Below are 12898 nucleotides of genomic sequence, written 5' to 3'. Positions count from 1 at the left end.
GTGAGCTATGTTGAGTGCTTGTGGCAGAAAAAGGAGGCGGACCGGTGCCCTCGCCGCAGCAGGCACGCGCACAGGCATCAGCGATCACGTCCGGCAAGGCCGTGCCCGCGGCCGAGGCCGCCCCGACCTCGCAGCTCAGGGAACTCTTCGACGGCCCCCGTCTGTCGCCGGGGCAGCGGCGCATCGCCCAGTACCTGATCGAGCACATCACCGAGGCCGCCTTCCTGTCCATCACCGAGCTGGCCGACCGGGTCGGGGTCAGCCAGCCCTCGGTCACCCGCTTCGCGGCGGCCGTCGGCTTCAGCGGCTACCCGGCGCTGCGCGAGAGGCTGCAGTCGATCGCGCTGAGCACGCTGGCCGGCGGGCCGGGCGAGGAGAACCGGGCGAACGAGCTGCAGGCGGCCGTCGACGCCGAGATCGAGAACCTGGAGAACCTGCGGCGGGACTTCGCCGACCCCGACCAGATCATCCGGGTCGGTCGCGAGCTGTCCCGCTCCACTCCGCTGACGGTGCTGGGCCTGCGCATCTCGGAGTCGCTCGCCGAGTACTTCGGGTACGCGGCCCGCCGCATCCACCCCGACGTGCGGCTGGTCACCCGGGGCGGCAGCGTGGCCTACGACACGCTGCTGCAGTGCCGTGAGGCCGGCGGCACCTGGGTGCTGGCCTTCGCCATGCCCAGGCACTCGCAGGAGACGCTCCAGGCCGTCCGGGTGGCCCGCGGCGCCGGCCTGAAGGTCGCCCTGGTGACCGACCTGGCGCTCGGGCCGGTGGCCGACGAGGCAGACGTCACCTTCGCCACCGGCACCGGCTCACGGCTGGTGTTCGACTCCTACGCCGCGCCGGGCGTGATGGCGGCCGCGCTGCTGCAGGCCATGACCGACGCCGATCCGGAGCGCACCCAGGCCCGCCTGGAGAAGTACGAGCAGCTCTCCGACCAGCACCATTTCTTCATGAAGGACTGAATCCGACAGATTCGTGCGCCCCTGGCGCCGGGTGGGGTGAAGATCTCGCGGTCTCTCTGCCATGGACGGGGATCATCCACGACAAATCACGCATGAATGTTTTCATACGTCTTGCAAAGCAGACGGCATATATAAATACTGCTCACGGATCGCGCCCGGCCCACTCCGGGCACGTTCCGCACCTGCGGACTCACCGCTCGCACACCGCCCCGAGAAAGCCGACGGACCGCCCATGCGTATGCCAGTCCCCACGCAGCGCCGGTTTCCGATGCCCGGGGCCCCGCACGGACACCCCCAGCCGCCGTCCCCTACCCACGTCGGCGCCCGGGGTGTACCGGGGCGCGCCGTCTGCGCGACGCGCCCGTGGCGGCCCCGGCCATCCCCTAGGCCGGGGCCGCCCCGCACCCGTCGGACCACCCTCACGACGCCGCACACCGGAAGCGATGATCATGCCTCTGACCAGCACCCGCATCAGCCCCGACTGGCCCTGTCAGGTCAAGACGCCGGGCTCGTACGACTGGGAGCGCTCGGCGGCCAAGTGGCTGCGTGAGCTGATCCCCGCGCGCTACGCCAGCTATCCGGCCCTCATCCGGCACCCCGTCCTGCTCGCCCGGCACGCCCAGCTGCAGGTCCAGCAGGAGATCCGGGTGGCCCGGACGGCACTGCAGACCGCACGGGCCGAGCTGCCGATGCTCGGCCTGCCCGAGTCGGTCATCGAGCACACGATCAAGCTGTACGCCGCCGAGGTCCTGCAGCTGCAGCACATCGCCCGCAGCGTCCGCGCGGTCAGCGAGGCCCTGGCCGGACGCGGCGCGGGCCGCTGATCGACGGGCCGCGACCGGCTCCTGCGGTCGAGGGCGCACCACCGTTCATCCCGTTGCGCGGGGTTTGTGCGGACGACTCGCACACGCCTTCGGGCGGCCCTGCAACGCTCGTGTGAAGCTCATACGAAACCGGACCCGCCAGACGAGTGATCGAACCGGCCCTGATGTGACATGCTCGTCGCGTGACGAGCGAGCCCGTTCACCCGGTGGATCCCCCCGGCGGCGACCCGGTCGCACTGGCGAGGGTCGTCGCCCGGCAGCGCGCGGAGTTGGAACGGCTCCGGGACCTGGCCGCCTCCGCGGCGGTCCAGGAACGGGCCAAAGGCGTGCTCATGGCCGTCACCGGCTGTTCCCCGGAAGCCGCGCACGAGGAGTTGCTGCGGCGCGCCGCGGAGGGCAACCGTACGCTCCTCGAACAGTGCTGGCTCACCCTGGGCGCCCTGCCACCGGCGAAGGAGCAGCCGGCCGGCACGCCGCCCGCGTCCGCCGCACCGCCGGCCGCCGGCTCCTGGGACGTCGCGCCCACCGGCACGGTGGAGCTCGCGAAGATACTCGGGCACATCGGCCAGGACCTGGTCCGGGTCGGCACGCCGCAGGAACTGGCCTGGTGTCTGCTGCAGCACATCGCGCCCGAGACGGACGCCGACGCCGTGATGCTGTACCGGCGGCTGCCCGAGGGCGGGCTCGAACTGATCGGGCACGCCGGCGTCGACCCGACCTTCGCCGCGCAGTGGCGGTACGTCCCCCCGGTGTCCGGAGTGGCCGCGCTGGACGCCCTGCGCTCCGGCGAGCCGCGGTGGCTGGAGGACCTCTCCGGGGACGGCGACCGGTACCTGATCATCGGTGAGTCGCCGGAGCGCTGGCCCAGCCGGGCCTGGCTGCCCGTGCCCATCGGGGACTCCGCGCATGTCGCCCTCGGCGTGTGGCGCGGCCGCGGCGGGACGTTCGAACCGCGCGAACGGCGGCTGCTGCGGGCCGTGAGCCGGCTGTGCGCGGGCCGGCTGCGCGCCTTCGACCCCGGCCAGGAACGCACCGGCGAGGCCGTCACCCAGACCGTGCAGGCCGTGTTCGACGCGCTGCCCGGCGCGGCGATCATGCTGACCCCGCTGCGCGCCGCCTCCGGCGAGGTGGAGGACTACCGCATCGAGGCCGCCACCTCCGAGGCGGTCGACATGTTCGGCCGGTCCGGCCGGGAGATGGCCGGCCGACAGGTCCTGGAGAGCTATCCGGCCCTCGCGGGCGAGCCGCTGTGGCAGGGCTGTCTGCAGGCGCTGGAGACGGGAGTGCCGTTCGAGAGCGAGCCGTTCGTCCACCAGGAGGTGGTCGGCGAGGTGCCCGTGACCGCCACCTACTCGGTGCGGGCCGCCCCGCTGGGCGAGGGCCTGCTGGTCACCTGGCTGCGGCACCGCCCCGCCGAGCGGCAGGAGCAGCGCCTGGCCGATGTGCAGCGGCTGGGCAAGCTCGGCTGGGCCAACTGGAACCTGGTCACCCAGGAGATCTCCTGGTCCGAGCAGACGTACGCCGTGCTCGGCCGGCCCCCGGCCGAGCGGCCGCTCGCTCTGGAACGGCTCCCGGACCTCGCCCTGCCGGAGGACGCGGGCCCGCTCACCCACGCGATCACCGAACTGGTCCGCCACGCCCGGCCGTTCGACGTGCCGTTCCGCATCGACACGACCGAGGGTGTCCGGCATCTGCGACTGGTCGCGGAGGCCGTGACGGCACCGGACGGCACCACCGTCGAGGTGCACGGCTTCGTCCAGGACCTCACCCGGCAGCGGAGCGCGGAGCTGGCGCTGGTGGAGAGCGAGCGGGCGATGCTGCTGCAGCGCGGGATCCTGCAGGCCGAGCGGGCCCTGGCCGCCCGGCTGCAGCACGCCCTGCTGCCCCTGCCGATCAAGCCGGTGCGCCTGGCCGGGTTGCGTATCGAGGTCGCGTATCTGCCCGCCCAGAGCGGCGTCCATGTGGGCGGCGACTGGTTCAGCGCCATCGAACTTCCCGACGAGCACGCGCTGTTCGTGGTCGGTGACGTCGCGGGCCACGGCGTCGACGCGGTGGCCACGATGGCCCAGCTCAGATTCAGCGCGAAGGGCATGGTCACCACCGGCTCCTCGCTGACCGGGGTGCTGGGGCGCCTCAACTACCTGCTGCTGCACTCCCGCGACAGCCAGACCACCGCCACGATGGTACTCGCCCGCTACGACCCCGTCCGGCACGTCCTCGCCTGGGCGCAGGCCGGGCATCTGCCGCCGCTGCTCGTGCGCCGCGGCGAGGTGCGGTATCTCGAGCGGCCCGGCGGCATGCTGCTCGGCGCGAGCGCGGCCCCCGTCTTCGAGGCGGCGGAACTCCGTCTGGAGCCCGGGGACCGGCTGCTGCTGTACACCGACGGCTTGGTCGAGCGCACCGGTGAGAGCCTGGACGCGGGCCTGGACCGGCTGGCCGAAGCGGTGCGCGGCCAGGGCTGCGGCGCTTCCGGATCCCTCGACGCGTTGCTCGACACGATGCTCGCGGAGGAGGGGCGGGACGATGTGTGCGTGCTGGACATCAGGCTGCCGCTGGAGGACGTGACGGACGTGACGGACGCGCCGGACACGGACGACTAGGGCCGGGCGGCGCCGGGGTCCGGTGGCGGTCCTCCGGGGGCAGGGCCGGGATCAGTCGTCGTCCCGGTGCCGCCAGTACCAGAACGCCCCGACGACGAGGGCCAGCAGAAAGACGGCGGGCACGAGCAGGCCCGGGATGCGGGAGCCGGTCATCGGGCTGGCTTTCGTTCGTGGTGCGGCGGTACGCGCGGCCGTCGGCCGCGGGCTGCCCATGATGGCGCCGGGCCGCCGCCGGGGCAATGCCTCCAGCCTGGTGTCGCCGGGCATTCGCATCGGTTCACTCCACGGGGTGACCGGCCTTGATGCCGGCCGCGTCGGACAGGCGCAGCAGGGGCCCGGGGCGCCCCTCGCCCCACTGCACCGGGTCCAGGACGAAGCCGACGTGGTCGCCGCCGTCGGTGCGGTGGAGGATGGTGCCGACGAACCAGGCCGCGGTGTTCCGCAGCACCACCGCGCCGCCGTACCCCTCCGTCCACTCCAGGCGCGCGAACTTGTCGACCTCGTCCCCGGTCTCGCCGCCGAGGAGTTCCGCGAGGTTCCGCTGGTCGCGGGTGATCAGGTGGACGCCGAGGTGCTGGGCGGCCCGGGCGACGCGGTAGGTGTGGTTGGCCTTGGACAGCCAGACGGTGAACCTGGGCGGCCGGATGGAGCACTGCGAGGCGAAACCGACCAGGCACCCGGCGCGCTCACCGTCGGCGACGGCCGTGACCACGCACATGTCGGGGTTCAGCCGCGCGAAGAAGTCCTCCATGGAACCGTCCCCGCCGGCTCCAGGGCCGGCGCCGGCAACACTCGGGGCACCGCCGACACCCGCCGGGCCCGCCGCACCGCCGGCGCCCGCCGTGCATTCCGTATGGCCCAGGCGCACCGTGCCGTCCGTGCCCGCCGTGTCTGCCGCACCGCCCGCGCCCACCGCACCGTCCGCGCCCGCCATGCCTGCCGTGCCGTCCGCGCCTGCCGCATCGCCCGAGCCCGCCGCACCGTCCGTGCCAGCCGTACGGCCCACGCTCACCGTGCCGTCCGTGCCCGCCGCGCCGTCCGTGTCCCCTGTGCTCCGCGTCCCGTCCACGTCCCTCATGGCACCGCGCTCCCGTCCGCCGCTACGGCCCGGCCTCGGCGTACGCGGGGAGGTCCGGGCGCGGTCCGCACCGCTCACCCGGGGTTCCCCGCGCCCCTCTCATGAATCGTCGCCCAGGCTGGTCCGCGACTCCAGCGCACGCCGTGTGTCGTTGCCATAGACACCGGTCTCGTCGCCGCTGATGCCGTACCAGAGCTGGAACCGGGCCACGGCCGCGGTCAGGCCGGCGTCGTAGGTGCCGCTGGTGGAGCCGTCGCGGTAGACGTCCGGGACGCGGAGCAGCCGCTGCTGCAGCTCGGCGACCTCGGGGCCGGTGTCGCCCTGGCGGAGGGTGCCGGGTCCGTCGGGGTCGGTGGCGGCGGTGGGCGTGGGGGGCGGTGCCGGAGCCGTGGCGGGGGGTGCGGTCGTCGCCGGCCGGTGCGGGGGCGCGGTCGCCGCGGCCTGCTGGCGGCCGGTGAGGAGCAGGGCGCAGCCGAAGCCGAGGAGAGCGGCGGCGGCCACGGCCCCGGCGACGGCGGTCCGGCGCAGCACGTCGGTGGTGCGGGACGGTGCCGCCACGGGCGGCAGTTCCTGTGTCTCCGCCTCGTCGGTGTCCGCCGGTCGCGCCGCAAGGCTGTCCATCTCGCGCATCAGCTCCGCGAGGCCGTCGAGACGGCGGGGCCGCAGGACCCGGACGGGTTCCAGGACCGGTCCGCGTTGCGGCCGTTCGGGATCGGGCGGTGTCGGCACCTGACTCTCCTTCCGTCGTCCCCGTGCAGAGATACGACGACGGAGGTGCCGCCGTTCAGGCGTGGCCGGACTCCCCTCACACGCTCGAAACGCTCAACTCGGCAAGACATGTTGAGCGTTTGAGAAAGCGCGTGCTAGAAAGCGCCGTCATGACGACTCCTTGGTCACGCCGCGGTTTTCTGGCCGTCTGTTCGGGAACCGCTGTCGCCCTGGGTCTCGGGCCCCGGGCGTTCGCCGCGTCGGACGAGTTCGCGACGCTCCGGGCGAGGTGGCGCACCCTCGTCCTCGGCGAGGGCTTCGACCCCACCGCCGAACCGTTCAAGAGCCGGCTCGCCGACCTGGGGACGACGGCGGGCCGGTACCGGGCCGCGATGGCCCCGGCCGCCGGCTCCCTGTGGCCCGACCTGGTCTACGCCGACCCGGATCCGGACACCGACCAGGAGTCGTACGGCTACTCGGGCAACATGAACACCAGTTACGCGCGGCTGAGCACCCTCGCGCAGGCCTACTGCCAGCCCGGCACCGGCCTGACCGGCGACGCGGATCTGCGCGACGCGATCCTCACCGGCCTGGACCACCTCCACGACGACGTCTACAACGCGGACCAGACCCGCTACGGAAACTGGTACAGCTGGCAGATCGGCGCCCCGCAAGCCCTTCTGGACGTGTGCGTGCTGATGTACGACGCCCTGCGGGCCGACCGGCTCGCCGGCTACCTCGCCGCCGTCGACCACTTCGTGCCCGACTCGGCGGTGGCGAGCTACAGCGGGACGAGCACGGGCGCCAACCGGGTCGATCTGTGCCGGGTGCTGGCGCTGCGCGGGGTCGTCGGGGCGAGCCCGGCCAAGGTGGCGCTGGCCCGCGACGCCCTGTCCCCCGTGTTCCCGTACGTCACCTCCGGCGACGGCCTGTACGCCGACGGTTCGTTCGTCCAGCACACCACGGTGCCATACACCGGCTCCTACGGCTCGGTCCTGCTCGGCGGCCTCGGGCTGCTGTTCGCGCCGCTGGCGGGCTCCAGTTGGGCGGTGACGGATCCGAACCGGCAGATCGTGTTCGACGCGGTGGAGCACGCCTGGGCGCCGTTCCTCCACAACGGCCTGGTGATGGACGGCGTGGCGGGCCGGGCGATCAGCCGGGGGCTCTCGGCGGCGGACTCCAAGCAGATCCAGCAGGACGACCATCTGCGCGGCCATCCGATCCTGGCCTCGATCGTGCTGCTCGGACAGGGTGCGAGCGCGGCGGAGAACGCCCGCTGGCGCGCCCTGGTGAAGGGCTGGATGCAGCGCGACTACTACAGCCCGCCGCTCGCCGACCCGGTGCTGAGCCTGCCGCATCTGGCCCGGCTCAAGGCGGTTCAGGACGACGGGTCGGTGACGGCGGTCGCCGAGCCGGCCGGGCACCGGCTGTTCCCGTCGATGGCACGGGCCACGCACCGCGGACCGGGCTGGGCGGCCGCGCTGAGCATGGCGAACAAGCGCATCACGTACTACGAGACCGGCAACGGCGAGAACCTGCGCGGCTGGCACACCGGCTCCGGGATGCTCTACTGGTGGGGCGACGCCTTCGCCAACGGCCAGTACAGCGACGCCTTCTGGCCCACCGTCGACCCTTACCGGCTGCCCGGTACGACCGCCTCGCGCACGGCGCTGGCGGACGGGGCCGGCGGGGACTGGGGTGCCTCGATGCCGGACGTGAACTGGGTGGGCGGCGCGACGGACGGCCGCTGGGCCGCCGTCGGGCAGTACCTCAAGGGCCTGCAGTCGACGCTCGTGGCGAAGAAGTCGTGGTTCTTCCTGGACGACACGGTCGTCTGTCTCGGCGCGGGCATCAGCTGCACCGACGGCACGGCCGTGGAGACCACGGTGGAGAACCGCAACCTCGGCCCCACCGGCGGCGCCCCCTTCACCGTCGACGGCACGGTCCAGCCCGCCTCCTACCCCTGGTCGGCGACGCTCACCAGGGCGAAGTGGGCGCACATCGGCGGGCACGGCGGCTATGTCGTCCCCGGCGGGGCGACGGTACGGGCCCTGCGCGACGCCCGCGACGGCAGCTGGAGCACGATCAACAAGGGCGGCGCGACCACCGTGCTGAACCGCAAGTACCTGACGATGTACGTCGATCACGGCACCGACCCGGCGAACGCGTCGTACGCCTACCAGCTGCTGCCGGGCGCCACCGCGGCCCGTACGCAGGCGCGGGCGGCGGACGCGGCCTGGCTGACCGTGCTCGCCAACACCGACAGCGGGCAGGGCGTCGCGGTGCGCTCGCTCGGCTTCACCGGGGTGAACTTCTGGTACGGCGGAACGGTCGGCACGCTCACCGCGAGCGATCCGTGCTCCGTGATGATCAGTGAGAACGGCGACGGCACGGCAGTGATCGCGGTGAGCGATCCGATGCGCATGCGCACGAGCCTCACCCTGACCTGGCGGCGGGCGGTCGCCGCGGTGACGTCCGCGCCGGGCACGCTGGTCTCGGCGACCACCGGCTCCGCGCTGACGCTGGCCTTCGGCGACCTCACGGGCACGGCCGGGGCCACCCAGCGGGTCACCGTCAGGCTGGGCTGAGCGCTCCCTGCGCGAACCGGCCCAGGGACGCGGTGAACGCGGCGACGAAGGCGTCCCTGGCCTCCTCCGGCAGAGCCTGAAGCGACAGGTAGGGGTTCATGTCCTCCAGTTCGACCAGCAGGAGGCCGCCGTCGCGGGTGCGGCAGGCGTCGACGCGCTGGATGCCGTGGCCGAGGTCGTTCCAGTCGATGAAACGCCGGGCGAACTCCAGGTCGGCGGCGGTGGCCGCATAGGGCTTCAGTTCCCAGCGGCGCTCCGGGTCGGGGGCGTACAGGGCGTACTGGAAGTCGTCGTCGACGAAGTAGAACGACACCTCGTGGACGAAGTCGACGCAGGGCTGGATCAGGACGTCGCCGGTGGCGTGCGCGGCGACCTGGCGGGCGGGCACGATCCGCAGGCCGAGGGAGTCGGCGCCGAGCATGGGCTTGACGACGTAGCGCTCGGCGGCCGGCAGCAGGTGCAGCTCATCGGCTCGGCCGACCGTCGGTATGACGGGGAAGCCCGCCGCGCTCAGGTCGAGCAGGTACTGCTTGCCGGCCATGTCCGCCTTGCCGGTGAGCGGGTTGTACACGCGGGCACCGGTGGCCAGGGCACGCGCGCGGAAGGCGTCGTACTCGCGCTGGTAGCCGAGGACGGGCCCGCTGTTGCGGACGACCACGGCGTCGAAGCCGTCCATCAGCGCGGCGGCGTCCAGCGGATGGCACAGGGCGAGGTCGAAGCGGGCGCGCAGCCGGGAGGTGAGGAGGATGTCCTCGTCGCAGTAGCGGCGCCCGCGGGCCTCGTACGCCAGGTCGGTGACGTAGAGCAGGCGGGGGCGGGCGGCGGGCATACGGGGTCTCCTCGGGCGGGTGCGGCCGTGTCGGCGGCGGGCACGGAAACGCGCCGTGCCGGCGGTGGATGCGGAAAGGTTACGTCGGGGTACGGGCGCTCCCGTTCCCGGCCCTGGCCTCCGTACAATTTGAGTCCGAACGACCTCCGTGGCCGAGGCGCGGCCACGGGTGTCCCGCTCAGCGACCCGAGGAGCGCCCGTGCCCGGCCAGCGATCGATCACCGAAGCCGAACGGCTCGCCTCCGCCAAGCTCGGCGGTGTTCCGATCCGCCGGGAGCAGATGGCGGCCGTGGCCAACATCTACCGGGCCGCCTCCGCGGTGCGGCAGCACCTGGAGAACTCGGTGCTGCGCGGCTCGGACCTGACCTGGACGGCGTTCGTCGTGCTGTGGGTGGTGTGGGTGTGGGGCGAGTCGGAGACCCGGCATGTCGCCGAGGAGGCCGGGATCTCCAAGGGCACGCTCACCGGCGTCGCGCGCACCCTGGAGTCGCGGGGCCTGCTGCGCCGGGCCGGGCACCCGGACGACGGGCGGCTGGTGCTGCTGAGCCTCACCGACAAGGGCGAGGACCTGATGCAGCGGGTGTTCCCGGAGTTCAACGAGGAGGAGGCGTTCGTCACCGCGCGCCTGAGCGACGCCGAGTGCCGCGGCCTCGCGGCGGGGCTGCGGCAGGTCGTCCTGCAGGTGGAGGAGCACGGCGAGGAGCGCCGCCGGGAACTGCTCGCCGGCGCCGAGCCGGCACCCCGGCGCAGCGGACGGCGCCCCCGCAACTGACTGCCCCGTCAAAGACGGGAGCGCGCCACACGCACCAGGGCGACGAACACGCCCTGCCGGACCAGGCCTTCGCGCCGCAGCCTCGCCGCGGGACTGCGGCAGACTCCTCCCGCAAGCGGAGGAACACGGCGAGGAACGCCGCCGAGAACTGCTCGGTGGCGCCGAGCCGGCAGGTGTCGGCCGACTTCCCGATCAACGTCCTGGCGCGGCTGCTGGACGTGCCGCCGGCGGACAACCAGCGGCTCATCGACTGGGGCAACCGCATCATCGGCAACACCGACCCCGACTACGCGGACGTGCTGCTGCACAGCGAGGAGAGCGAGAAGTACCGCGACCTGCCGTTCCGCTCCCCGGCCTCGCTCGAGGTGTTCGCGTACGGGCGGGAGCTGGCCCGGCAGCGGCGCGGCGGCGAGGGCACGGACTTGGTGTCCAAGCTGGTCAACACCACACCGCGCGACGGAGTCCCGCTGTCCGCGCAGGACTTCGACAACTACTTCCTGCTCCTGGTCGTCGCGGGCAACGAGACCACCCGGCACACGATCACCCACTCGATGCTGGCCCTGCTCCAGCACCCCGAGCAGCTCGCCCGTCTCCAGGAGGACCCCTCCCTGATCCCCACGGCCGTGGAGGAGTTCCTCCGCTGGGCCTCCCCCGTCTACCACTTCCGCCGTACCGCGACCCGGGACGTCGAGCTGGGCAGCAAGCGGATCAGGGAGGGCGACAAGGTCGTGATGTGGTACGCCTCCGGCAACCGTGACGAGGAGGTCTTCGGCAACCCGTACGACTTCGACGTGACCCGGCAGAACAACGACCACGTCACCTTCGGCAAGGGCAGCCCGCATCTGTGCCTGGGCAACCTGCTCGCCCGCACCGAGATCCGGATCATGTTCGAGGAGCTGATCCCGCGCCTCGCCGGGATCCGCCTGACCGGTGAGGTCCCGCGAGTCTGCTCGAACTTCGTCAACGGCATCAAGAAGCTGCCGGTCGAGGTCACCCTGGCCTGAGGTCCGGCGGCCTCACAGCCCGCCCACCATTGCCCGAGGTCCATGCACTGAAGGCCCCGGCGCACCGTGCGCCGGGGCCCCGCCTCGATCGGCGTGTACGACGGCACCGCGCGCACACGACCTCACAGCACTCAGTTCCCCCTTACACCCACCCGGACTGCACTGAGTGTCATCCGGCTCCGTCCGGGTGCTACGTTCCCCTCCATGAGCTCCAGCAGCGCGGCGCCGGCCGCGAAGCCTCCGATGCGGGAGGCCCTCGTCGCGGCGGCCTTCCAGCTGTTCCTGGAACGCGGGTACGAGCAGACCACCGTGGACGACATCGTGGCCCTGGCCGGGGTGGGCCGGCGTTCGTTCTTCCGCTACTTCCCCTCCAAGGAGGACGTGGTCTTCCCCGACCACGAGCGCTGCCTGGCCGACATGACCGCCTTCCTCGCCGCGAGCGACGAGGACGACGAACCGGTGCGCCGGGTGTGCGACGCGGCCCGGCTGGTGCTGGGGATGTACGCGGAGAACCCGGCGTTCTCAGTGCAGCGCTACCGCCTCACCAAACAGGTGCCGGGCCTGCGGGCCTACGAGCTGTCGGTGGTGTGGCGTTACGAGCGCGCGCTCGCCGAGTACCTGCGCGGGCGGTTCGCCGGCCGGCCCGACGGGACGCTACGGGCTGATGTCGTCGCGGCCGCGGTGGTCGCCGCGCACAACAACGCCCTGCGCTCCTGGCTGCGTTCGGACGGCAGGGACGACGCGGGCGCGGCCGTGGACCACGCGCTGGGGTATGTGCAGCGGGCGTTCGGGCACCCGGCCGAGCCCGCCGCGGCGCCCGCGCGGATCGCCCCGCTGCCGGCCGGCGAGGCGGAGGGCGGCCCGGAGGACGTGGTGGTGCTGGTGTCCCGCCGGGACGCCCCGCTGTGGCGGGTGGTGCAGGAGCTGGAGACGGCGCTCGGGCGCACCTGACGGACCTTCCCCGCCACATGGGGGTACGCAGTGCCTTTACGAGTGACACTGAGTGCCATACTCTGTCGGCGTGCACGGCAGCACGGCCGCCGCGCACGCGTGTGCCCGGTGCGCGCCGGACACGCGGGATTCCGGCCGAGCGCAGGGAGTTGACCAGCGTGTACCACTACTCAGCAAACGCCTCGCATTCGGCGGCCGGCTCCGCGGCGGGTGTTCTCGACCCCGTCTTCGCGGACTCCAGGGACGCCATCGTCTTCCAGCGCTGCACCTGGTGCGGCACCGCGATGTACCACCGGCTGCTGTGTCCGGTGTGCCAGGGCAGCGAGCTGCGCACCGAACGCAGCGAGGGGGTCGGGACGGTCCGGCACTCCACCGTGGTGCACCGCAACACGCCCGCGGCACGCAATGTCTCGCTGATAGAGATGGCCGAGGGGTTCGTCGTACGGGGCCGGGTCATGGGCCCGCCGGTCGGCATCCACAGCGGCGACCGGGTCCGGCTGTCCACCGCCCAGGATCCGGTACGAGGCGAGCCGGTCTTCCAGCTGCTGGACGAGCCGTACCGGGGCGCGTGGACCTGACGGT

11 protein-coding genes and 1 pseudogene are annotated in these 12898 nt (G+C 72.8%); 8 read left to right on the top strand and 4 right to left on the bottom strand.

The genetic code is table 11. The features are described from left to right. Positions 1-44: 44 nt before the first annotated feature. The 3 genes from ACQPXS_RS42250 (at position 45) to ACQPXS_RS42240 (ending at position 4386) form a co-directional block, all read left to right on the top strand. Positions 45-962, top strand: coding sequence for a MurR/RpiR family transcriptional regulator (locus ACQPXS_RS42250; protein ID WP_433454789.1), 918 nt, complete (start codon positions 45-47; stop codon positions 960-962). Positions 963-1405: 443 nt separating this feature from the next. Beyond that, positions 1406-1786, top strand: coding sequence for a hypothetical protein (locus tag ACQPXS_RS42245; protein ID WP_356315208.1), 381 nt, complete (start codon positions 1406-1408; stop codon positions 1784-1786). Positions 1787-1968: 182 nt separating this feature from the next. Further along, positions 1969-4386, top strand: coding sequence for a SpoIIE family protein phosphatase (locus ACQPXS_RS42240; RefSeq protein ID WP_433454788.1), 2418 nt, complete (start codon positions 1969-1971; stop codon positions 4384-4386). A 51-nt stretch (positions 4387-4437) separates the two neighbouring features. Here ACQPXS_RS42240 and ACQPXS_RS42235 read toward each other — a convergent pair whose 3' ends face one another. The 3 genes from ACQPXS_RS42235 to ACQPXS_RS42225 all read right to left on the bottom strand — a co-directional run bounded on the left by ACQPXS_RS42235 (position 4438) and on the right by ACQPXS_RS42225 (position 6193). Beyond that, complete coding sequence (locus ACQPXS_RS42235) at positions 4438-4659, bottom strand: hypothetical protein (protein ID WP_433454787.1); 222 nt, start codon at positions 4657-4659, stop codon at positions 4438-4440. A gap of 4 nt (positions 4660-4663) precedes the next feature. Then, on the bottom strand, positions 4664-5137 hold the full coding sequence (locus tag ACQPXS_RS42230; RefSeq protein WP_433456191.1) for a flavin reductase family protein: 474 nt from the start codon (positions 5135-5137) through the stop codon (positions 4664-4666). Positions 5138-5563: 426 nt separating this feature from the next. Further along, the gene (locus ACQPXS_RS42225; protein WP_433454786.1) at positions 5564-6193 is read right to left on the bottom strand and encodes a peptidoglycan-binding protein; all 630 of its coding nucleotides are present in this window, start codon (positions 6191-6193) and stop codon (positions 5564-5566) included. Positions 6194-6342: 149 nt separating this feature from the next. Here ACQPXS_RS42225 and ACQPXS_RS42220 point away from each other — a divergent pair, with 149 nt between their 5' ends. Continuing rightward, positions 6343-8760 (top strand): polysaccharide lyase 8 family protein, encoded by a 2418-nt coding sequence (locus ACQPXS_RS42220; RefSeq protein WP_433454785.1) that lies wholly within the window; start codon positions 6343-6345, stop codon positions 8758-8760. Here ACQPXS_RS42220 and ACQPXS_RS42215 read toward each other — a convergent pair. After that, positions 8747-9589 (bottom strand): hypothetical protein, encoded by an 843-nt coding sequence (locus ACQPXS_RS42215; protein WP_433454784.1) that lies wholly within the window; start codon positions 9587-9589, stop codon positions 8747-8749. The two genes, ACQPXS_RS42220 and ACQPXS_RS42215, sit on opposite strands and share 14 nt — an antisense overlap. 199 nt (positions 9590-9788) lie before the next feature. Here ACQPXS_RS42215 and ACQPXS_RS42210 point away from each other — a divergent pair, with 199 nt between their 5' ends. The 4 genes and pseudogenes from ACQPXS_RS42210 (at position 9789) to ACQPXS_RS42195 (ending at position 12894) form a co-directional block, all read left to right on the top strand. After that, positions 9789-10361 (top strand): MarR family winged helix-turn-helix transcriptional regulator, encoded by a 573-nt coding sequence (locus tag ACQPXS_RS42210; RefSeq protein WP_365331262.1) that lies wholly within the window; start codon positions 9789-9791, stop codon positions 10359-10361. Positions 10362-10534: 173 nt separating this feature from the next. After that, positions 10535-11365: pseudogene (locus ACQPXS_RS42205) on the top strand (cytochrome P450); the annotation flags it as partial. 204 nt (positions 11366-11569) lie between these two features. Then, positions 11570-12316, top strand: a complete 747-nt coding sequence (locus tag ACQPXS_RS42200) for a TetR family transcriptional regulator (RefSeq protein WP_433454783.1) — start codon at positions 11570-11572, stop codon at positions 12314-12316. 158 nt (positions 12317-12474) lie between these two features. Then, positions 12475-12894 (top strand): Zn-ribbon domain-containing OB-fold protein, encoded by a 420-nt coding sequence (locus ACQPXS_RS42195; RefSeq protein ID WP_399175631.1) that lies wholly within the window; start codon positions 12475-12477, stop codon positions 12892-12894. Positions 12895-12898 lie beyond the last annotated feature (4 nt).

The organism is Streptomyces sp. CA-142005, from assembly GCF_050942335.1.
In the GTDB taxonomy this organism is placed as follows: Bacteria; Actinomycetota; Actinomycetes; order Streptomycetales; family Streptomycetaceae; genus Streptomyces.
The sequence above is the reverse complement of the archived record's forward strand: the minus strand, read 5'-3'. Positions and strand labels throughout refer to the sequence as shown.